The 21,295-nt window shown below is 45.5% G+C and carries 20 protein-coding genes; 3 read left to right on the top strand and 17 right to left on the bottom strand.

What is annotated here, in order from left to right:
* Positions 1-499 (top strand): hypothetical protein (locus tag C8R30_RS01825; protein ID WP_219908807.1); only part of this gene is annotated, 499 nt, incomplete at its 5' end.
* A gap of 18 nt (positions 500-517) precedes the next feature.
* Here the strand turns inward: C8R30_RS01825 and C8R30_RS01820 are convergent.
* From C8R30_RS01820 to C8R30_RS01770, 10 genes are all read right to left on the bottom strand, one after another.
* Positions 518-1,828, bottom strand: a complete 1,311-nt coding sequence (locus C8R30_RS01820; RefSeq protein WP_090665629.1) for an adenylosuccinate synthase — start codon at positions 1,826-1,828, stop codon at positions 518-520.
* A gap of 36 nt (positions 1,829-1,864) precedes the next feature.
* Positions 1,865-3,037: an ATP phosphoribosyltransferase regulatory subunit gene (locus C8R30_RS01815; protein ID WP_107789392.1), complete on the bottom strand. Its 1,173-nt coding sequence runs from the start codon at positions 3,035-3,037 to the stop codon at positions 1,865-1,867.
* Positions 3,038-3,086: 49 nt separating this feature from the next.
* Positions 3,087-3,272, bottom strand: a complete 186-nt coding sequence (locus C8R30_RS01810) for a DUF2065 domain-containing protein (RefSeq protein ID WP_090665632.1) — start codon at positions 3,270-3,272, stop codon at positions 3,087-3,089.
* Between the two features lie 114 nt (positions 3,273-3,386).
* A complete protein-coding gene (gene hflC, locus C8R30_RS01805) occupies positions 3,387-4,265 on the bottom strand; it encodes a protease modulator HflC (protein WP_107789391.1) in 879 nt (292 codons plus the stop codon).
* Between the two features lies 1 nt (position 4,266).
* The gene (hflK, locus tag C8R30_RS01800; protein WP_107789390.1) at positions 4,267-5,451 is read right to left on the bottom strand and encodes an FtsH protease activity modulator HflK; all 1,185 of its coding nucleotides are present in this window, start codon (positions 5,449-5,451) and stop codon (positions 4,267-4,269) included.
* 51 nt (positions 5,452-5,502) lie between these two features.
* A complete protein-coding gene (gene hflX / locus C8R30_RS01795) occupies positions 5,503-6,648 on the bottom strand; it encodes a GTPase HflX (protein ID WP_107783195.1) in 1,146 nt (381 codons plus the stop codon).
* The gene (hfq, locus tag C8R30_RS01790; RefSeq protein ID WP_090665640.1) at positions 6,641-6,886 is read right to left on the bottom strand and encodes an RNA chaperone Hfq; all 246 of its coding nucleotides are present in this window, start codon (positions 6,884-6,886) and stop codon (positions 6,641-6,643) included. The genes hflX and hfq overlap by 8 nt, the downstream gene beginning before the upstream one ends.
* Before the next feature lie 376 nt (positions 6,887-7,262).
* Positions 7,263-8,774: a threonine ammonia-lyase, biosynthetic gene (gene ilvA / locus C8R30_RS01785; protein ID WP_107789389.1), complete on the bottom strand. Its 1,512-nt coding sequence runs from the start codon at positions 8,772-8,774 to the stop codon at positions 7,263-7,265.
* Between the two features lie 426 nt (positions 8,775-9,200).
* Positions 9,201-10,199: a cytochrome-c peroxidase gene (locus C8R30_RS01775; RefSeq protein ID WP_090665646.1), complete on the bottom strand. Its 999-nt coding sequence runs from the start codon at positions 10,197-10,199 to the stop codon at positions 9,201-9,203.
* A gap of 139 nt (positions 10,200-10,338) precedes the next feature.
* Entirely contained in the window at positions 10,339-10,899 is a 561-nt protein-coding gene (locus tag C8R30_RS01770) for an RNA pyrophosphohydrolase (RefSeq protein WP_090665811.1), read from the bottom strand.
* Between the two features lie 245 nt (positions 10,900-11,144).
* On the opposite strand from C8R30_RS01770, the gene C8R30_RS01765 reads away from it, so the two are divergent.
* Positions 11,145-12,854, top strand: a complete 1,710-nt coding sequence (locus C8R30_RS01765; protein ID WP_090665648.1) for a proline--tRNA ligase — start codon at positions 11,145-11,147, stop codon at positions 12,852-12,854.
* Positions 12,842-13,447, top strand: a complete 606-nt coding sequence (locus C8R30_RS01760; RefSeq protein ID WP_090665650.1) for a lytic transglycosylase domain-containing protein — start codon at positions 12,842-12,844, stop codon at positions 13,445-13,447. Before C8R30_RS01765 ends, C8R30_RS01760 begins: the two co-directional genes overlap by 13 nt.
* Positions 13,448-13,637: 190 nt before the next feature.
* On the opposite strand, the gene C8R30_RS01755 is transcribed toward C8R30_RS01760, so the two are convergent.
* The 7 genes from C8R30_RS01755 to C8R30_RS01725 form a co-directional block, all read right to left on the bottom strand.
* Positions 13,638-14,096 (bottom strand): TlpA family protein disulfide reductase, encoded by a 459-nt coding sequence (locus C8R30_RS01755; RefSeq protein ID WP_090665651.1) that lies wholly within the window; start codon positions 14,094-14,096, stop codon positions 13,638-13,640.
* A 5-nt stretch (positions 14,097-14,101) separates the two neighbouring features.
* Positions 14,102-15,634 carry a 2-isopropylmalate synthase gene (locus tag C8R30_RS01750; protein WP_090665653.1) on the bottom strand — a complete coding sequence of 511 codons (1,533 nt, stop codon included), beginning with the start codon at positions 15,632-15,634 and terminating at the stop codon, positions 14,102-14,104.
* 246 nt (positions 15,635-15,880) lie between these two features.
* Positions 15,881-16,666, bottom strand: a complete 786-nt coding sequence (gene pssA, locus C8R30_RS01745; protein WP_090665655.1) for a CDP-diacylglycerol--serine O-phosphatidyltransferase — start codon at positions 16,664-16,666, stop codon at positions 15,881-15,883.
* A gap of 111 nt (positions 16,667-16,777) precedes the next feature.
* A complete protein-coding gene (locus tag C8R30_RS01740) occupies positions 16,778-17,425 on the bottom strand; it encodes a phosphatidylserine decarboxylase (RefSeq protein ID WP_090665657.1) in 648 nt (215 codons plus the stop codon).
* Between the two features lie 136 nt (positions 17,426-17,561).
* Entirely contained in the window at positions 17,562-18,578 is a 1,017-nt protein-coding gene (gene ilvC, locus C8R30_RS01735; RefSeq protein WP_090665659.1) for a ketol-acid reductoisomerase, read from the bottom strand.
* 263 nt (positions 18,579-18,841) lie between these two features.
* The gene (gene ilvN, locus C8R30_RS01730; RefSeq protein ID WP_090665661.1) at positions 18,842-19,333 is read right to left on the bottom strand and encodes an acetolactate synthase small subunit; all 492 of its coding nucleotides are present in this window, start codon (positions 19,331-19,333) and stop codon (positions 18,842-18,844) included.
* 2 nt (positions 19,334-19,335) lie between these two features.
* Positions 19,336-21,039 (bottom strand): acetolactate synthase 3 catalytic subunit, encoded by a 1,704-nt coding sequence (locus C8R30_RS01725; RefSeq protein WP_090665663.1) that lies wholly within the window; start codon positions 21,037-21,039, stop codon positions 19,336-19,338.
* Between the last annotated feature and the right edge of the window lie 256 nt (positions 21,040-21,295).

The raw sequence follows: 21,295 nt of genomic DNA, 5'->3' as shown, positions 1-21,295 counted from the left end.
AACTGTAATTTTTGTGACAGGATTCATGAGTGTTCTATTAGGAGTTAATAATATTTCTAGGCAAGCAATATTATACCCTTCTAGAACACTATTGTCTTTATATATCAATATGTTATTGATGTTACGCGAACACCGAAACTTTAGTATTAATATGAGAAAGGTTGTCAATATGCGATCGGTTCTATTGTTATTGAATGTCATATTGCTGTCATCAGCTTTTGCGGAAGATATTCTCAGTTTGCAGCAGAAAACCAATTTTGCTTACGAGCAAATGAAACAAGCTGAGCGTGAGGCTGAGGCAGCTGAATATCAGGCCAAAACCAAGCAAGAACAGTTAATGTATTTCAAACAACGGATTGTTGAAACAGAGCAAGAACTCAAGTCTGCCGAAGAAGAATTAAAAGCGGCCAACGCCAAAAAAGAGGCCACTATAAAAAAATGGCGAGCGCTCTCCGATACGCTTTCTCAAGAGTGGAGAAAACAGGAAGGCCACCGATAAATACGCATGATCATTCGGTTATTTAAATGGGTGTTTAGAAACAATCGTTTCTTCTCGATCAGGGCCGGTTGAAATCATATCGACAGGCACTTCGCAGATCTCTTCCAAGCGCTTTAAATAGTTCTGCGCCGCTTGAGGCAATCGTTTGAACTCCCTGATACCTTGGGTACTTTCAGTCCATCCCGGCATCTCTTCATAGATAGGCTCACAAGCGATCAACTCCTCAGCGCCCACGGGCAGAACTTTGAGTAATTTCTCTTCCGCTTGGCCATGACTGCTAATTTTATAACCTATACAAAGCTTAAGGGTTTCGATACCATCAAGGACATCCAATTTCGTAATACAGAGACCCGACACACCATTAATCTGTGTAGAGCGCTTCATTGCCACCGTATCAAACCAGCCACAACGACGCGGTCGGCCCGTGGTGGAGCCAAATTCATGGCCACACCTCGCTAAATGTTCACCTACTGCGTCATTAAGTTCGGTAGGAAATGGCCCCGAGCCGACACGTGTAGTATAAGCCTTCGTGATACCAAGCACATAATGCAATGCCTGAGGTCCTACCCCACTACCCGAGGTTGCAGCACCCGCGATACAATTACTCGAGGTTACAAAGGGGTAGGTGCCATGATCAATATCCAGCAGCGCACCCTGCGCACCCTCGAATAAAAGATTGTTACCCGCTTTATTGGTTTCGTACAGCATTTGCGGAATATCCGCCACGAGTGGCCTGATTCGTTCTGCATATAGCAAGCTTTCATCAATGGTGCTATTTAAATCTACAATGGGTGCATGAAAATAATTTTTCAGGACGAAATTGTGATAATCAAGTATTTCTTCCAGCTTGGCGATAAATCGCTCGCGATAGAGCAAATCCTGTAAGCGAATTGCGCGTCGCGCAACTTTATCCTCATAGGCTGGGCCGATGCCACGCCCCGTCGTGCCAATCTTGTCCGAGCCTCTTGCTGCTTCACGCGCATTATCTAAAGCGATATGATGGGGGAGGATCAGTGGACAAGCTTCACTAATTCTTAGTCTCTGACAGACATCAATGCCTGCTTTCTCAAGCATATCGATTTCTTCTAGCAGCGCTTGCGGAGACAAGACAACGCCATTGCCGATATAGCAGATGACATGTTCGCGCAAAATACCCGAGGGAACAAGGTGCAGAATGGTCTTTTTATCGCCGATGACCAGTGTATGACCGGCATTGTGCCCCCCCTGGAATCGCACAACCCCCGCGGCATGATCCGTTAACCAATCAACAATTTTGCCCTTTCCTTCATCCCCCCATTGAGTTCCAATTACTACAACATTCTTGGCCATATCTTAGAATCTTTTCTCTCGATGTATACAGGTGATCTAAATATCCACAACTTCCCATACACCATTATGAAAGATTAGCTTCTTATCATAGCAGGCGGGATCTTCTTCAATTTCATTTCCTGGTAAGTCCGTTATAACGATATGGCCTTCGGCTCGGAGCCGTTCCATTGTTTTGTCGAGCGCTTCGTCATCCCTTTTATAAGGCGCCAAAATCGCCTTAGGGCAATCCTCCAGTCGTGTTAGTCTCGACAGTTCTCGCAGATCCATACTAAATCCCGTAGCTGGCCGTGCTCTTCCAAAAGCCTTGCCAATTTCATCGTAACGGCCACCCAAGGCGATTGCATTAGCACTTTCCTGCACATAGGCAGCAAATACCATTCCCGTGTGATAGTGGTAGCCACGTAAATCGGCCAAGTCGAAAGTAATCGTATTCACATAGCTTTTTAATTCATCCTCAATCACCGTAAGCTGATGGAGCGCATTTTCGATTTCTGGGTAACCAGGAAGCATTTTGCGTGCTTCGATCAAGATTTTTTTATCACCATACAACTCAGGCAGTAGCATTAAAGCATCTCGCGTATGCCGATCTAACCGCTTATCGAGCCCTGTGGATAACAACTCTTTCAATGCCGCAGTATCTTTAGTTTGCAAAACATTATACAAATCCACCTCAAATTCCGGGAGCACACCCGTGTCCCTGATCAGGCTGCGGAAGATGGCCACATGACCAAGGTCAAGATGAATTTTATCTATACCCGATATCATCAAACATTTCAGCATTAAGCGCTGAATCTCGAGATCGCTTTCCAAACCGGCGTGACCATATAACTCAGCCCCGATTTGAAAAGGCTCCCGGGTACGCGTAATTTCACAGGGCACAGTATGTAATACGCTGCTGGCATAACATAACCGAGTCACTCCCTTGGCATTCAATAAATGCGCATCGATTCGGGCTGTTTGCGGTGTAATATCCGCACGCAGCCCCATCATTCTGCCACTCAGCTGATCCAATACCTTGAACATACGTAGATCCATATCGCTTCCACTTCCCGATAACAAGGATTCCACATACTCAAGTAGGGGAGGAATTACATAATGATAGCCATGGACAAGGAGTAGATCCAAAACACGCCGACGCATTTTTTCAATACGTAGCGCTTCGGAGGGTAAAACATCCTCGATATATTCAGGAAGAAGCCAATTACGCATTCTTACGAACTATTAACCGTTCAGCTAAAAAAGGGGTTATTACAAGAATTTAATTAACGAAATAAAGCACTATCAGCCCTATCACCATTGACGTCAAGCCAATAAAACGTATTTGACCATCGTCTAGTTCAACGAGCTTTCTAAACGTATCGCGCCATGCGTTGGGGAAAGTGAAAGGCAGAATACCTTCCAATACCAACATCAATGCAATGGCCATTAGAAAGGTATCCCACATATAACATATCTCCGACTAATTTCTTGACGGTATAGCATTCTCTAAAATGAATGCTATTACTTTATCAGATCAATTTTCCTAGAAAAATGAAAAGTGGCAAATAAGATATTAATTTTACTTAGCTTTTGTATTTGTACTATTCAGATATCTAAAAAACTCAGAATTCGGTTCTATCACCAGCATATCCGTTTTATTCTTGAAGGACTGCTTATAAGCTTCCATACTTCGGTAGAAGGTATAGAATTCAGAATTTTTCTCAAAAGCACTGGCATAGATAGCCGCTGCCTGACTATCCCCTTCCCCCATGATTTTTTGAGCTTCACGATAGGCCTCTGCAAGAATCACTTCACGTTGCCGATCGGCATCTGCTCGAATCTTTTCAGCTTCAGCAGCACCTGTTGAACGTAATTCATTGGCCACCCGCTTCCGTTCTGCTTCCATTCTTCGATACACCGACTCACTGACTTCTTGTGGCAAATCGACACGTTTCAAGCGGACATCAACGACTTCGACACCGATTTTCTGAGCATCGACATTCGCTTTCTGGCGCATAATTTCCATAATACGATCCCGTTCACCAGATACCACATCATGGACGGTACGATTACCAAACTCATCACGCATGCTCGAATTTACAGTTTGCGATAAACGCGTTTTTGCGAGTGTCTCATCACCACGCACACTGATGTAATACTGTTTCACATCGACAATACGCCACTTCACGAACAGATCCACCAAAACGTTTTTCTTTTCCGAAGTAATGAAACGTTCCGGTTCTTCGGTATCCATCGTAAGAATTCGGCGGTCGAAGTAACGAACATTCTGAGCAATAGGCAATTTAAAATACAATCCCGGTTCAGTTTTCACATCGATCACTTCCCCCAATTGGAACAAAATCGCCTGCTCTCGCTCATCAACGATATAGATAGCGGTGCTTGCCACCAAAATCAGTACTGCAGCTATACCTGATAAAACTGATGATAATTTCCCCATGTTATCTTACCTCCCGTTCACGGCTGCGGAATGATTCGCGTGTTCGTGTATTTACATCAGGCGTTTCTTGAATTGTTTGAGTTTGCATCGTCATGGGCTGTCTTTGTACGCTTCCATCCATTTGAATTAATTTGTCCAGTGGCAGATAAAGCAGATTATTGCCGCCCTCTTGATCTATTAGAATTTTACTGGTATTGGAAAGCACTTGCTGCATCATGTCTATATACAAGCGATCACGCGTCACGCCAGGAGCCTTGCTATATTCGACAAGTATCTGCTCGAAACGGCTGGCATCACCCTCTGCGCTAGATATCACGCGTTGCTGGTAACCACTGGCTTCCTCCATTAAGCGTGCTGCCGCACCGCGCGCTCTTGGTATGACATCGTTCGCATACGCTTGACCTTCATTACGTTGCCGTTCTCTGTCTTGACCCGCTTTTACCGCATCATCAAAAGCGGCCTGGACTTGTTCAGGCGGCTGCGCATTCTGCATGGTAACCCGACTGACCGTGATCCCGATTTCGTAACGATCCAATATGGTCTGCATGAGTTCGGTTGTTCGAGCGGTAACTTCCTCACGTCCCTCGTACAGAACAAAATCCATCTTGCTTTTACCGATCACTTCACGAATAGCAGACTCCGCAACTTGTAATACGGCACTATCAGGATCACGATTATTGAATAGGAAATTCTCAGGATCATTCAAAATGTATTGGACCGCAAATTGAATATCAATGATGTTCTCATCATCCGTCAGCATTAGCGATTCTTTCAACACTTTGCTTCGTACATTATTTCGATACCCAATTTCTACCGTACGCACTTGACTTACGTTAACGGCCTCTACCTTTTCAATTGGATAAGGTATATGCCAACGCAAACCTGCTTGCGTCGTATCCACGTGTTTACCAAACCGCAGCACGACACCTCGCTGACCTTCATCAACAATATAAAAGCCGCTGGCTAACCACACACCAAGCAACAGGAAAATCAAGACAACGATACTACCGCTACCTTGCCTTCTGGGGCCTTCTTCCCCTGGCCTTTCCTCGTTACCACTGCCACCGCCACCTTTACGGCCAAAAAGATCGTTGATCTTTTTGCTGATGTTACGCAACACTTCATCCAGGTCTGGTGGGCTAGAATTGCCTTTTCTTCTTCCCCATTGAGGATCGTTTAATCCCATGATAATTTAATCCTTTCTTTCGTTCTAAAAAAGCCGTAGCTCTGCTATTGCTCAAATTCCAACTTCTAAGAAGCGCTCTCTTGACTCTACAGAACTCTGCGCAATTGCTTCCGCGAGGGCTATTTTAACGAAATCTAGCCCTTCACCGGTCTTAGCACTTAATCGAATACACGCTATTCTACCATACTCATCTCGGACGTAACTTGCAGCACGATTCGATTCCGCACAATCGATCTTATTGAAGATCAAAATTTGTGGAATATTATCTGCACCAATTTCTTTCAGCAGTTTATTGACCTCTCTGATTTGCTCATCACGAACAGGACTCACTGCATCAACAACATGCAATAGCATATCAGCTTGCACTGTTTCTTCCAACGTTGCGCGGAAAGCCGCAACTAATGTATGAGGTAGCTCACGTATAAAACCCACTGTATCAGAAATAACGACGTAGCCGCAGTTTGGAATGAATAATTTTCGAGTCGTCGTATCGAGCGTAGCAAATAGCTGGTCAGCCGCATAAGACTGCGCCTGCGTTAAACGATTAAATAAAGTTGATTTACCCGCATTGGTATAACCCACAATGGATAGCGTCATCACTTTGGAGCGCTGCCTGGCACGCCTTTGAACATTTCGCTGGCGCTGGAGCACTTTCAGTTTTTCTTTCAAAAATTTTACTCTTTTAGCCAATAAGCGCCGATCAGTTTCAAGCTGAGTTTCTCCCGGGCCACGCAGCCCAATCCCCCCTTTTTGCCTTTCCAAGTGCGTCCAGCCCCGCACTAGACGTGAAGCAAGATACTCCAACTGAGCGAGCTCAACTTGCAATTTGCCTTCTCGGCTTTTAGCACGCTGCGCAAAAATATCCAAGATCAGACTGGTACGATCAATGACTCGACACTGGAGTTGCTCCGCTAAATTTCGTTGCTGAATAGGAGAAAGCTCATGATTGAATATGACTAAAGATGCGCTTGTTTCACTCAGAAGCAGACGAATCTCATCTATTTTTCCTTTTCCTACGTAGGTAGCTGGATCGGGCCGAGAACGCTTCCCCTTGACGACAGCCAAAACTTTAAGTTGATCGCTAATGGCAAGCTGACGCAACTCTTCTAAGCGCTCTCCATTGTCATCACCAAAATCTAGACCTACTAATACTGCGCTATTACTCTCATTTGGCGTTATCCCTCCAGAATCAAGCATCACGTACAGTAGGCGCCTCGATAGGAATGGCTACAGCTCTTGCCGGGACCACAGTAGAAATTGCATGTTTGTACACCATTTGTGTAACTGAATTTTTTAATAGCACGACATATTGATCAAACGAATCAATATGCCCCTGCAACTTAATGCCATTGACCAAATAAATGGATACAGGAATATGTTCCTTCCGCAAGATATTTAAAAATGGATCTTGTAATAATTGCCCCTTTGCACTCATGAATACCCCCCCTATTTTTGTTTCTATTTTTAATTCTCGTTTTAATTATTAGATGAGACGCCTACTTAATTCTTACTTTATTACTTAATGAGCTCACCTCCAACCGACAGGATTATCGAAATATACCGTTTGTAGGTAATAGATATTGCAACTGGATGTCAACAAATGCAAGGGGAAAACTTGAAAAAAATATAAGTGATGAATCGTAGTGGACAATTTTGATACAAAAAATACTCAGATTCCAACTTAACACGATTTTACGTAATCACAAAACGAGGCAAGTCAATAGCGGTCGCCATTATTCTTCATCCTTACTATTTGGCGCCGGATGACTTAAAAAAATAAATCATGAGGTGTTTGAAACGATCAAACTTGCTTATCCCAAGAATAATTTATAAGCTGGATTACTACTTTCATCCCAATATCGATAACCAAGGTTATCCAGAAAATGCTTAAAATCAGCTTTCTCACTGGATGGCACTTCCATACCGACCAGCACACGGCCGAAATCAGCTCCATGATTACGATAATGAAATAAACTGATATTCCACAAATGACTCATATTATTAAGAAAGTTCATCAAGGCACCTGGTCTATCGGGAAATTCGAATCGATAAATAATTTCATTCTTCACATCTCTTGAACGCCCGCCTACCATGTGACGAATATGCAATTTTGCCATTTCATTATGACTAAGATCTTCTGTGCGTAATCCACTTTCTTCCAGACTCTTGATCAACTGATCTGCTTCTTCACGATTATGCACTGAGACACCAACGAAAACATGGGCTTCTTTCGGATCAGCATAACGATAATTGAACTCGGTAATACTTCTCGCCCCTAATAGCGAACAAAATTTCTTGAAACTCCCAGGCTCTTCCGGAATGGTGACGGCCATCACGGCTTCGCGCTGCTCACCTAACTCAGCACGCTCTGAAACATGACGTAGTCGGTCAAAATTCATGTTGGCACCCGATGCGACAGCAACCAACGTGCTATGAATAAGTTTTTCGCGCTCCACGTATGCTTTGAGCCCTGCTACGGAGAGTGCGCCTGATGGCTCAAGAATGGCGCGCGTATCTTCAAATACATCTTTTATGGCCGCACAGATAGCATCTGAATCTACCAGCAGGATTTCGTCCACAAACTCTCTGCATAATCGAAAAGTCTCCTTGCCGACATGTCTGACCGCCACACCATCAGCAAATAACCCTACCTGTGCAAGCTTCACACGGCGCCCTTTCTGTAGGGATCGAAACATGGCATCTGAATCAGTCGGTTCTACCCCGATAATCTTAATCGCAGGATAGAGCCTCTTTACATATGCCGCTATCCCTGAAATAAGCCCGCCCCCGCCAATGGGAACAAAGATGGCATGGATGTCACCTCCTTGCTGACGAAGAATCTCCATCCCTACTGTCCCCTGCCCGGCAATCACATCAGGATCGTCATAAGGGTGCACAAAAGTTGCCTGTTCCTGCTGCGTAAGCTCTAATGCATGCTCATAGGCATCATTATAGGAATCACCATGAAGCAATACTGTCGCACCTAACGCCATCACGGCATTAATCTTGATTTGGGGCGTGGTGACTGGCATCACAATGGTGGCTGAACAACCCAGCTTTTGCGCAGACAAGGCGACCCCTTGCGCATGATTACCTGCAGAAGCCGCGATCACGCCCCGTTTCAGCGCTGCGGATGATAGGTTCGCCATTTTGTTGTAGGCACCGCGCAATTTAAACGAAAACACACGCTGCACATCTTCTCGTTTCAGAAAAACTCGATTATGGATACGTGCTGAGAGATTGGTCGCCTCCTCAAGGGGTGTTTCTACAGCGACATCATAAACGCGCGCAGTAAGAATTCTTTCGAGATAATCGTTCCTCATGGGGCTAAAGAGATACAGGATAGAGTTGAGAATATAAATGCATGGAAGATTGGTTACCGATTTTATCACCCACACCAGAGGAATTGTGAGCCTATCGAAAATATAGCGTAATTACGCATACTCCATTTCCCTCAGAATCAGCCCAAAGATAAAAAATATTGTAATGGCGATTGATGATACAGGAATTCGATGATTCAATGCTCAAGACAATGAGGCTGGCAATGGAACCCGAAAGACAATTCCCTCTCTTTCGGCAAGAGGCAGATCAAATTAGGAAGTTGACCATGGAATTCTCCAGGCTCAAGAATAATTTGCTGGTCAAAAATAAATTTACAAAAAAAACTACCCAGACCGACTACAGCCTGGGTCAACCAGAAAATATCTCGAATTTAATTATTATAAGGCAACCCCACCCCTAAAAACCTTTTATTCAAAAGGTTGAGGTTTTGGTGTTGAGTTATTGGATGGTGGCAAAATGGGCAATTTGAAATCAGGTTGTTTGCCAGTCAATGTTTTTAGAAATGCCACAATGTTGGCAATCTCTTCTTTATTGAATTCACGATTTACTTGTAACTTACCCATGATTTCGACGGCTTCCTCCAGTGAAGCCGCGCCTCCATCATGAAAATAAGGGTAGGTCAATTCCACATTCCGTAATGTAGGTACTTTAAATACGAAACGGTCATCTTCCTTACCAGTCACTTCCATACGGCCGACTGCGGGATTATCTGTTTTGTAAGGTTTATAGACACCCATTTTTTCGAATGAATTACCGCCAACTACCGGACCATTATGGCATTTTGTGCAGCCGCTGCTCTTAAATAGCTTATAGCCTTCCAATTCCTCTTTCGTCAGCGCATCTTTATCACCTTCCAGCCACTTATCAAAGCGGGAGTCGGGTGTAACCAGCGTTTCCTCGAAAGCAGCAATTGCAGTCGTCACACGGTCGATATCCACTTCCTTCGAACCGAACGCTTTATCGAATTGTGCCTGGTATTGAGGAATCGATTTGATCACTTTGACAGCCATATCATGCGTCGAAGCCATCTCACCTGGGTTAGCGATAGGCCCACCAGCTTGCTCTTTCAAATCTTTTGCCCGGCCATCCCAGAATTGGGCTAGATTCATGCTCGCATTCAACACCGTAGGTGCATTGATTGGTCCTTGCTGCCATTTATGACCAATGGAAGTTTTAATATTGTCTGTACCTCCCATACTCAGGTTATGGCAGGAATTACACGAAATGAAGCCTGATTTGGATAAACGAGGATCGAAAAACAACATTTTCCCGAGTTCAACCAATTCCGCATTTTCTGGCTTTACTGGTTTAATGGGTTGAATCGGTTCATTTGCAGCAGATACTTGCATCGACGTAACTATCACGCCAATTGATAATAGCGAAGCAGCTAGCGTACGCATCACCATTGAGAATCTCCTAAAAAAAAACGGCTGTAATGGCGCAGCCGATTACGCCCTAATCCAATGTGTATTACCCAATAAAATTTTACAAAAAAAATAGCTAACATTCATTTGTTGTTAGCCATTTATGCTACTCACTTAACAATCACTTTTGCGTTTTCACGGAAGTGACAGCAACCTTAGAAGCACTCTGCTCATCTTCTCCATAACCATAATCACTGCCTTGCCCAATGTCACAATCAAGTAAGCGTGATAATTCTATGAGTGCCTGTCGATAAACTTGACGCTTAAACTCGACAACCGAATCCAACTCTACCCAATATCGATTCCAACGCCAAGCATCAAATTCAGGATGAGGGCTTTTTCTGAGCGATACATCGCTATCACGCCCCAGCAACCGCAGTAAAAACCAAATTTGTTTCTGGCCTTTGTAACTTCTGCGCCATTCCCGTCTTATCCAACATTCAGGAACCTCATAGCGCAACCATTCCCGGGTACGCCCCAATATCTCTACATGATAAGGCTGCAGCCCCACCTCTTCTGTTAACTCTCGATACATCGCCTGCGTTGGGGTCTCACCCGATTTAATGCCCCCCTGAGGAAATTGCCAAGAATCTTGCTTGACGCGTTTCCCCCAGAAAACTTCATTTTTCGAATTCAATAAAATAATACCCACATTCGGACGATATCCGTTACGGTCGATCATTTGATTCATCCGTCATTTGATACGTCAATTATCAGCCATTTTTCCATACTTTCTCTCAGATTAAAAGCTATCATAAAATAAAATAAAAAAACGGCACTTCTCACCTTTTAATTTCCTCATTTCTCACAAACTTTTGCGCATATGATAGGCCGTAACAGCGCTTAAACCGCATTGATGGTTATTTTTTCAAGGTAAAATGGCTGCTCTCCACCTCTAATATAACGATAAAACAAACGGAATCAATAATGCGTGTTTCTCAATTCTTTATTTCAACGCTCAAAGAAGCTCCTGCAGAAGCAGAATTAATCAGCCACAAGTTGATGCTACGAGCGGGGCTCATTAAACGCCTAGGCAGTGGGCTATATACCTGGATGCCCTTAGGGTTGAGGGTGCTCCGTAAAATTGAACGTATCATTCGCGAAGAAATGAACAACAGCGGCGCAATCGAACTATTAATGCCTGCGGTTCAACCTGCAGAGCTATGGCAAGAAACAGCGCGCTGGGAGCTTTTTGGGCCACAAATGCTGAAAATTCAGGATAGGCACCAACATGACTATTGCTTCGGCCCAACCCATGAAGAAGTGATTACCGATATTGCACGTAAGGAAATCAAAAGCTACCGCCAGCTACCCCTGAATTTTTACCAAATCCAGACCAAGTTTCGCGATGAAATCCGCCCTCGTTTCGGTGTCATGAGAGCACGCGAGTTTATCATGAAAGATGCCTATTCATTTCATACCAATTTACCAAGTCTGGAACAAACCTACCGGTTGATGCACGATACCTATAGCCGAATATTTACTCGTATTGGTCTGAATTTTCGGGCTGTGGCTGCCGACACAGGAGCAATGGGCGGCAGCAGCTCTCACGAATTCCATGTCCTCGCGGACTCAGGCGAAGATGCAATTGTTTTCTGTCCAAACTCGGATTATGCAGCCAATATCGAAATGGCTGAAAGCCTTTCTTCTGATAAACCTCGCGACGCTCCCGGCGATCCTAAACAAAAAACCGCCACACCCGGCAAACAATCATGCGCAGATGTTGCAGAATTCCTGGGTATTCCTATTCAAAAAACTGTAAAAACCTTGGCGATTACTGCCGATAACCAATTTTATCTATTACTACTGCGTGGCGACCATCAATTAAATGAAACGAAACTTAGAAAAATTCCGTTCTTGAGTAATTTCGAATTGGCAACCGAAGACAGGATTTTAGCAGAAATGGGCTGCAAACCGGGCTATATTGGACCCGTCGATCTCGAAAAATGCGTTATTGCGGATAAAGCGGTAATGGAAATGAGCGATTTCGTCTGTGGGGCCAATGAAGAAGGTTTTCATTTTACTCACGTTCATTTTGAGCGTGATTTGACATTGCCTAATCATATTTTCGATATCCGCAATGTCGTCGCTGGCGACCCTTCACCCGATGGCAAAGGAACACTGGAAATTTGCCGGGGTATCGAAGTCGGACACATCTTTCAATTACGCACAAAATATTCTGAAAAAATGAAAGCGACCTACCTGGATGAAACAGGGCAGGCAAAAGCAATGGAAATGGGTTGTTATGGTATTGGTGTATCACGCATCGTAGCTGCTGCGATTGAGCAAAATCATGATGATCACGGTATCATCTTTCCGGTCGCAATTGCCCCCTTCCAGCTTGCTATCATTCCTATCGGTTTGAAAAAAAATCCACAAATACAGGCCGAAGCAGACAAACTCTATCATGCGCTCTCTGCCGCTCAAATTGAAGTGCTTCTGGACGACCGCGATGAGCGTCCTGGGGTCATGTTTGCCGATATGGAATTGATTGGCGTCCCTCATCGGCTAGTGATCGGTGAGCGAGGTCTAAAAGAGGGTATGTTTGAATACCGCGGACGCTGTGACAAACAATCGCAGATGATCCCTATGAAAGACATCATGACATTTATCACCACAACACTATGTGGAAATTAATATGCTTCATTGCATTATTTGCGCCCCCGATCGTACAGGGGGGGCCGCAGATGTACGAACCGATGTCCGCCAGCACACGAACGGTCTTGCAAAAAGCCGTGAGCGATCAGGCTATCTCGCATTTCATCACTATATCTGAAACAGAAAGCAAAGTGTGGCTCGCCACCATGTCAGCACGATTGGCAAAACGCATGCCTGATCAAGAAGAGCGTGAGGAATTTCTCACTACCGTCCATTATGAAGCCACGCGCGCAGGCCTGGATCCACAATTAGTTTTGAGCATTATCCAGGTTGAAAGCGGCTTCAGAAAATATGCCATCTCAACCGCGGGTGCCCGTGGCTACATGCAAGTCATGCCCTTCTGGATCGACACCATTGGCAGCAAAGAACATAATCTTTTTCACCTGCGTGTCAATTTACGCTATGGCTGCACGATCTTGCGTCACTACCTCGACATTGAGAAGGGTGATTATTTTCGCGCACTCGGTAGATATAACGGCAGTCTCGGCCAGGCAACCTATCCCGAGCTTGTTTTTAATGCTTGGCGTAAAAACTGGCATTACACCGATTCTCAGGAGATCGCAAGAAATTAAGCTTTCGACTACTCTTAGGAGCGTCACTCAAAATCCAAAATTTGTCACAATACATCGCTGCCATTCACAAAAAAACAAAATAATGGCTTCTTACCCTATCCATCAAAGGCTGCGTCAACATTTTTTTGTGCTCGCCCCGTCTTGTTCAAAACCCCGAATTTCAAGAGGCACCCTTATGCCAACCTCTAAATTAATATTGCCGAATAAATGCTTCGATATCCTCACGCGTAAGCAATCCAACTTTTCTCGCTGCGGGCTTACCATCGGGATCGAATAGATAGGTACTCGGTAACATCGATAATTCGTCGAGTTGTGAAGCGATCTCTCTGCTTCCCAATACAACCGGATAAGGAATGGACAAAGCCTGAGCATATTCCATCACAGTCTCCTTATCCTCGTAATCCATTGCGATACCGATGACCATGATATCTTGCCGCTCTTTATAAAGTGCAACCAAATCAGGGATTTCCTCCAGACAGGGAGGACACCAGGTCGCCCAGAAATTGACCAGAACCCATTGCCCTTTATAGTCACTCAGCCGATGCACTTTTCCCTTGCTGTCTTCAAATCTGAACTGAAATGCTTCTGCTGACACCCCTATCGGCAGAAGCGTTACCAGTAGAATAAAATAAAAGAAAAAGCGCTTCATTCTGATCAAACCTGTGGGTGAGCTCTTTCCAGTTTACTATACAACTTGTTATATGCGCTCAAATACGCTTTAGCGGATGCAACGACAATATCCGTATCCGCGCCGTGGCCGTTGACGATTCTTCCGGATTTTTGCAATCTGACCGTTACTTCGCCTTGCGCATCCGTACCACTGGTAATGTTATTGACTGAAAATAATTGCAGTTCAGCACCACTATTCAGGATCTTCTCAATCGCCCGATAGGTTGCATCAACCGGGCCACTTCCTTCCGACTCGGCATGGCACTCATTGCTGCCATCAGCGATGACCACGCGCGCAAATGGCACTTCTCCTGTTTCACTATGCGCAACCAGCGAAAGCAACCGAAAATGCTCCTCCGGCGTATGCACTTCATCTGAGACCAACGCATGCAAATCTTCATCAAATATCTCATGTTTTTTATCTGCCAAATCCTTAAAGCGCATAAACATCGTATTCAGCATTTCTTCCGATTCAAGCTCAATCCCCAATTCTTTTAAACGGCTGCGAAACGCATTCCGGCCAGAATGTTTTCCCAACAATAATTTATTGGCCCCCCAACCAACATCTTCCGCCCGCATAATCTCATAGGTCTCGCGATGCTTGAGCACACCGTCTTGATGAATGCCCGATTCATGAGCGAATGCATTGGCCCCCACAATGGCTTTATTTGGCTGCACTGGAAAACCAGTGATGCCCGAAACCAATTTACTCGCCGGAACAATATGGGTGGTATCGATCCGTGTATCACACGGGAAATAATCCTGCCGAGTCCGCACCGCCATGACAATTTCTTCAAGTGCAGCATTACCCGCGCGCTCACCCAATCCATTGATCGTACACTCTACTTGCCGGGCGCCATTCATAACGGCTGATAATGAATTAGCCACAGCCAAGCCGAGATCATTGTGGCAGTGTACGGAAAAGATCACCCTGTCCGAATTCGGAATACGCTCTCGCAGCGTGCGGATGAGCAGGCCAAACTGCTCGGGCATGGTATAGCCGACGGTATCGGGAATATTCACTGTTTTCGCGCCCGCATCGATAACGGCTTCCAAAACGCGGCAAAGAAAACCAATCTCCGATCGTCCCGCATCTTCAGGCGAAAATTCAACGTTGTCTGTGTACTGGCGCGCCCACTTGATTGCTTTAACTGCCTGCTCGATCACTTGCTCTGGCGACATGCGCAATTTATTCTTCATGTGAATGGGGGAAGTCGCAATAAAGGTATGGATGCGTGCAGCATTTGCCCCACGCAAAGCCTCGCCTGCTCGATTGATATCCGTTTCAATGGCCCGCGCGAGCCCGCAAACGACACTATCCTTAACTGCATCTGCTACCGCTTTGACAGCTTCGAAGTCCCCATTGGAAGCTGCCGGAAATCCCGCCTCAATGACATCGACGCCCATGCGCTCAAGATGCCGGGCAATACGCACCTTCTCCTCTTTTGTCATGGATGCACCCGGGCTTTGCTCACCATCACGCAAGGTTGTATCAAAAATAATCAAATGATCTCGCATCATCTTCTCCAACGAATGAAGTCTAAGTTACGGTACGGTAATTAAAAAATTCGATTTTCGAATTTTTTAATTTATCAACAAGAAAAAGTGAATAAGATAGTAAATGTCAGCGCCCAGGGCGCAGCAGAAAGCCCATTAAATGCAATAAGGCCAGTGAAGAGAAGTTAAGGTAAACTAGATTATGAGCCGCAAAAGGTTTCATAGCGAAGAATATAAAACGTTTTCGGCATTTCCGCAATAACAAGATCATTCAGCACCATCCTGGTTTTGCGTGCCATCGTTATTTTTGCTTTTTCGCAACTGCCATAATTTCATGAAGTAACCAGATAGCGCATAGAGCGAGAACAATCCAAATAGCACGACCGGTGGGTGACTCGGAATCAATGCAAAAAAGAACAACAACAATATCAGAATTGAAACAAAGGGCATGCGCCTTCGTAAATTAAATTCCTTACCGCTATAGTAGGGCAAATTGCTGACCATCGTCAGCCCAGCGAACAAAGTAACGACCCATACTATCCACTTGATGTCCACCCCTGCTATTTGAAAATCCAACGCAACCCACACCAATCCGGCAATCAACGCAGCCGCAGCCGGGCTAGGCAACCCCTGAAAGTAGCGTTTATCGACAACCTCGATATTGGTGTTAAAACGGGCGAGCCTCAACGCAGCACAGGCACAATAGATAAAGGCAGCAATCCAACCCAATTTGTCCAAGTCTTTCAATGCCCAGGCATAGACGACCAGCGCCGGCGCAACCCCGAACGAAACCATATCCGACAGGCTATCGTATTCGGCACCAAACTCGCTCTGCGTATGTGTGAGACGCGCGACCCGTCCATCCAGACCATCCAATACCATTGCGACAAAAATTGCAATCGCGGAATACTCGAAGTTGTCATTCATTGCTTGCACGATAGCAAAAAAGCCTGCAAACAATGCCGCAGTGGTAAACAGATTGGGCAATAAATAAATGCCCCGCCGTCTCAGTCGGGATTTCAGCACAAAACGTGTTGAATTCGGCTCATGCATATATTCGGAATGATCAGCGAGCCCTGTACCAGGGCGGGGTAAAGTTAACTCGAAAAATAGCCATGAAGTCTATTATCAATTTGCTAGGTAGTAACAACATTGAAAATCGAATTAACCACGTAACTCTCCGAGTATCGTCAAGGTTGCGTAGACTTTATCGCCAATATTGACATTGATTTTGGTTTCCGGTGGAAGATAAACATCAACGCGCGAACCAAAACGAATGAATCCAAAACGTTGCCCGCGTGATAGATGATCACCGGGTTTGCTATCACACAAAATACGCTTCGCAATCAACCCCGCCACCTGCACGCAAGTCACATCCACTCCCTTCTCTGTTTTTATCCAAAGAGCGTTGCGCTCATTCTCGAGTGAGGCCTTGGATAAGCTAGCGTTGAGAAATTTACCTGGGAAATACCAGCGGTCACGCAGCACACCGTCAACAGGACTACGATTGGAATGAACATTGAATACATTCATGAATACGCTCACTTTGACCGCATCCCGGTTAAGAAAAGGGTCATGCGTTTTTTCCACGGCAACAATGCGCCCATCTGCCGGTGCGAGCACGGCATTGGCTTGGAGTGGAATGGCACGCGGCGGATCACGAAAAAACTGTAACACAAACAGCGCCACCAACCAGAAGGGTAATGCCCACAACCAACCGAATGTTAACTGAACCAGTAATGCCACTGAAAATGCGATCGCGATATGAAGCCAGCCTTCACGCGCTATGATAGGATGAGGATAAGATGACATGAGTAAATTCTTGAGAAGACGGACCCGATATCGGAATAACGATATCGGGTTGATAAAATTAATATTCTAAATCAATCTTGGGAAGAAATGCTGAGATAATTCCCCCGCGCGTTTTCCGCCGCTAATTTTTAACTTGCTAATTTTTAACTTGATCAACCAGTTTGTTTTTCTTGATCCACGGCATCATATCCCGCAATTTTGCACCTACCGTCTCGATAGGGTGCTCAGAAGCGAGACGGCGGCTTGATTTGAGCATGGGTGCACCGGCACGATTCTCGAGGATGAATTCCCGCGCGTACTCACCCGTCTGAATTTCACGCAGAATCTTGCGCATCTCGGCTCTGGTTTCATCCGTAATAATCCGCGGCCCGCGGGAGATATCGCCATATTCGGCGTTATTGGATATCGAATAGCGCATATTGGCAATTCCACCCTCGTAAATCAGATCGACGATCAGTTTGACTTCATGCAGGCATTCAAAATAGGCCATTTCGGGTGCATAGCCCGCTTCCACCAACGTCTCGAAACCTGCCTGAATCAATGCCGTAAGACCGCCACACAGCACCACCTGCTCACCAAATAAATCAGTTTCCGTTTCTTCTTTGAAGGTTGTTTCGATCACACCACCGCGTGTACCGCCGTTAGCCGCCGCATAGGACAACGCCAGATCACGTGCTCGGCCCGATTTATCCTGATGGACCGCTATCAATGAAGGAACCCCCCCGCCCTGCGTATAGGTCGATCGCACCAGATGCCCCGGCCCCTTAGGCGCAATCATAATCACATCGAGATCTTCACGCGGAATCACTTGACCATAGTGAATGTTAAAACCATGCGCAAACGCCAGTGTCGCATTATTTTTTAGGCCGGCTTCGATTTCTGATTGATAGATCGCTGCTATTTGCTCGTCAGGCAGCAATAGCATCACCACATCCGCATTCTGAATCGAAGGCGCAATTTCTTTTACTGTAAAACCAGCTGTTTCTGCTTTAACCCAAGATGCGCCGCCTTTACGCAAGCCTACTGTGACTTCGACACCCGAATCACGCAAATTGTTGGCATGCGCATGCCCTTGTGAACCATAACCGACGATCGTGACTTTCTTATTCTTGATGAGAGATAAGTCAGCATCTTTATCGTAATAAACTTTCATTCTGCTCCTTCTTGATTAATATATAGGTGGCGCTATAAATCATTAAAATTAAAAAAAGTAAAAAAGCTTACTGCCCGCCGCACCGGAGGCAATAAACCTGTTTAGGGCATCGCTAAAAATCCCTGTTTCGTCACAATTTCATCGCTGCTTACAAAAAATGTTTTCTTACCCATCCCTCATAGGGCTGCGTCAACATGTTTTGTTCTCGCCTCGTCTTGTTTAAAACCCTGAATTTTTAAAGGCACCTTTTAGTCATTATCCTTTCATACTTTCAGAATGCGCTCTCCACGTCCCAAACCCGATGCGCCGGTCCGTATCGTCTCCAGAATCATATTCCGCTCAATCGCATCGAGAAAAGCATCGAGCTTCGAGCTTGTGCCCGTCAGTTCGATGGTGTATGACTTATCGGTGACATCAATAATATTGCCGCGGAAAATATCGGCCAATCGTTTCACTTCCTCTCGGTCGCCGCCAATGGCTCTTATTTTCACCAGCATGAGCTCTCGCTCGATGTGGTCCCCCTCGCTCAAATCGACAATTTTGACGACTTCTATCAATTTATTCAGTTGCTTGGTAATTTGCTCGATCACCTCATCCGAACCGACTGTGACCAACGTCATACGCGATAAAGTAGGATCCTCTGTCGGCGCAACACTCAGCGATTCAATGTTATAGCCTCGCGCAGAAAACAACCCTGCCACACGAGACAAGGCACCCGCCTCGTTTTCCATCAATAAAGAAATTATATGTCGCATGCTTACACCAGAATCATTTCAGACAGACCTTTACCACCCGGTACCATCGGGAACACATTTTCCGTTTGGTCAGTGATAAAATCCATAAAAACCAATCGCTTTTTGAGTTTAAAGGCTTCTTTCAATGCACCTTCGACATCTTCCGGCTTCTCAATTTTCATACCTACATGGCCATAACTCTCAGCCAGCTTGACAAAATCAGGAAGGGCGTCCATGTAAGATTCCGAATAGCGGTTGCCATGAAAGAATTCCTGCCACTGGCGTACCATACCCATATAGCGATTATTCAAATTGATGATCTTGATAGGTAACTGATACTGTTTGCAGGTCGATAGCTCCTGTATACACATTTGAATGCTGGCTTCTCCGGTAATACACGCGACAACGCCGTTGGGATTCGCCATTTGCACGCCCATCGCCGAAGGAAGCCCAAATCCCATGGTGCCGAGCCCCCCCGAATTGATCCAGCGCCGCGGTTTGTCAAATGAGTAGAACTGCGCCGCCCACATTTGATGTTGTCCCACATCCGATGTAACGAACGCATCACCCTTCGTAACCGTATAAAGCTTCTCCACGACCATTTGTGGTTTGATGACCGCGCTCGCACGGTCATACCGCAAGCAATCACGCTCGCGCCACAAATCGATTTGCTTCCACCACTCCTTGATTGCGTGCGCATCGGTCTCTTCCTTGCTCGCCTTGATGAGCGTAATCAACTCATTCAAAACTTGAGATACCCTTCCCACGATAGGCACATCCACCTTGACGCGCTTGGAAATCGACGAGGGATCAATATCGATATGGATGATCTTCCGCTCTTCACTGTAAAAATGCTTAGGATTGCCGATGACCCGATCGTCGAAACGCGCCCCCACGGCGATCAGCACATCACAATACTGCATCGCCATATTGGCTTCGTAGGTGCCGTGCATGCCTAACATACCGACAAAACGCTTGTCCGTGGCAGGAAAACCTCCCAGCCCCATCAAGGTGTTGGTACAGGGAAAATTCAAATAGCGCACGAGCTTGGTCAACTCTTCCGACGCATTATCCAATATCACGCCCCCGCCCGTGTAAACCATGGGCCGTTTTGCACCCAGTATCAGTTGCGCAGCTTTCTTCACTTGCCGGGAATTGTCATCGACTTCGGGATGGTAAGACCGCATGCTGACGCTGTTGGGATAAGAAAACACCGTCTTCTGCTGAGTAATATCTTTTGGGATATCAACCAGAACGGGGCCAGGCCGTCCTGTAGACGCGATATAAAAAGCTTTTTTGATCGTTGAGGCAAGCTCAGTGATATCTTTCACCAAAAAATTATGCTTCACACACGGACGTGTAATCCCTACCGTATCGACTTCCTGAAAAGCATCTTGACCAATTGCAGCTGTTGGGACTTGTCCGCTGATAATCACCAATGGAATTGAATCCATATAAGCTGTCGCGATGCCGGTCACGGCATTGGTCACGCCTGGGCCAGACGTCACCAAAGCGACACCTACTTTATGACTAGATCGCGCATAGCCATCGGCAGCATGGAGCGCCGCTTGTTCATGGCGAACCAAAATATGCTTTACTTTATCTTGCTTGAAAAGCTCATCATAAATAAATAACACTGCCCCGCCAGGATAGCCAAAAATATAATCTACGCCTTCTTCCTGCAGGCAACGCACCGTAATCTCGGCGCCTGTTAGTTCCACACTCATACTTTGTGTATCCTGGTATCAAAAATCAATTATCTGAAAAATAAAAAAAACTCAGCCTGCTGAACTGGATACAGCTACTCTCAGCAGGCATCTACGCTCGTCTGTTCAAAATAGTGGGCCAATTTACCGCGTTATTTTAAGCTCGCATCCACTCTTTCGATTTTATACCTATTCCTGGGCACACCTTCAATTAATTTACATCGCACCCAATCATCAAAAAAACAACACACAATGATCAAACCGTAGCGCAACCAAC

The organism is Nitrosomonas nitrosa, assembly GCF_003051105.1.
Classification (GTDB): Bacteria; Pseudomonadota; Gammaproteobacteria; order Burkholderiales; family Nitrosomonadaceae; genus Nitrosomonas; species Nitrosomonas nitrosa.
Note: the sequence above shows the minus strand (reverse complement) of the source record. Positions and strands in the feature narration are given on the sequence as shown.

Bases quoted from the DNA above. Each gene is read 5' to 3' on its own strand.
- C8R30_RS01820 (WP_090665629.1), bottom strand. From the start codon at position 1,828: ATGGCCAAGAATGTTGTAGTAATTGGAACTCAATGGGGGGATGAAGGA.
- C8R30_RS01815 (WP_107789392.1), bottom strand. From the start codon at position 3,037: ATGCGTAATTGGCTTCTTCCTGAATATATCGAGGATGTTTTACCCTCC.
- C8R30_RS01810 (WP_090665632.1), bottom strand. From the start codon at position 3,272: ATGTGGGATACCTTTCTAATGGCCATTGCATTGATGTTGGTATTGGAA.
- hflC (WP_107789391.1), bottom strand. From the start codon at position 4,265: ATGGGGAAATTATCATCAGTTTTATCAGGTATAGCTGCAGTACTGATT.
- hflK (WP_107789390.1), bottom strand. From the start codon at position 5,451: ATGGGATTAAACGATCCTCAATGGGGAAGAAGAAAAGGCAATTCTAGC.
- hflX (WP_107783195.1), bottom strand. From the start codon at position 6,648: ATGCTTGATTCTGGAGGGATAACGCCAAATGAGAGTAATAGCGCAGTA.
- hfq (WP_090665640.1), bottom strand. From the start codon at position 6,886: ATGAGTGCAAAGGGGCAATTATTACAAGATCCATTTTTAAATATCTTG.
- ilvA (WP_107789389.1), bottom strand. From the start codon at position 8,774: ATGAGGAACGATTATCTCGAAAGAATTCTTACTGCGCGCGTTTATGAT.
- C8R30_RS01775 (WP_090665646.1), bottom strand. From the start codon at position 10,199: ATGGTGATGCGTACGCTAGCTGCTTCGCTATTATCAATTGGCGTGATA.
- C8R30_RS01770 (WP_090665811.1), bottom strand. From the start codon at position 10,899: ATGATCGACCGTAACGGATATCGTCCGAATGTGGGTATTATTTTATTG.
- C8R30_RS01765 (WP_090665648.1), top strand. From the start codon at position 11,145: ATGCGTGTTTCTCAATTCTTTATTTCAACGCTCAAAGAAGCTCCTGCA.
- C8R30_RS01760 (WP_090665650.1), top strand. From the start codon at position 12,842: ATGTGGAAATTAATATGCTTCATTGCATTATTTGCGCCCCCGATCGTA.
- C8R30_RS01755 (WP_090665651.1), bottom strand. From the start codon at position 14,096: ATGAAGCGCTTTTTCTTTTATTTTATTCTACTGGTAACGCTTCTGCCG.
- C8R30_RS01750 (WP_090665653.1), bottom strand. From the start codon at position 15,634: ATGCGAGATCATTTGATTATTTTTGATACAACCTTGCGTGATGGTGAG.
- pssA (WP_090665655.1), bottom strand. From the start codon at position 16,666: ATGCATGAGCCGAATTCAACACGTTTTGTGCTGAAATCCCGACTGAGA.
- C8R30_RS01740 (WP_090665657.1), bottom strand. From the start codon at position 17,425: ATGTCATCTTATCCTCATCCTATCATAGCGCGTGAAGGCTGGCTTCAT.
- ilvC (WP_090665659.1), bottom strand. From the start codon at position 18,578: ATGAAAGTTTATTACGATAAAGATGCTGACTTATCTCTCATCAAGAAT.
- ilvN (WP_090665661.1), bottom strand. From the start codon at position 19,333: ATGCGACATATAATTTCTTTATTGATGGAAAACGAGGCGGGTGCCTTG.
- C8R30_RS01725 (WP_090665663.1), bottom strand. From the start codon at position 21,039: ATGAGTGTGGAACTAACAGGCGCCGAGATTACGGTGCGTTGCCTGCAG.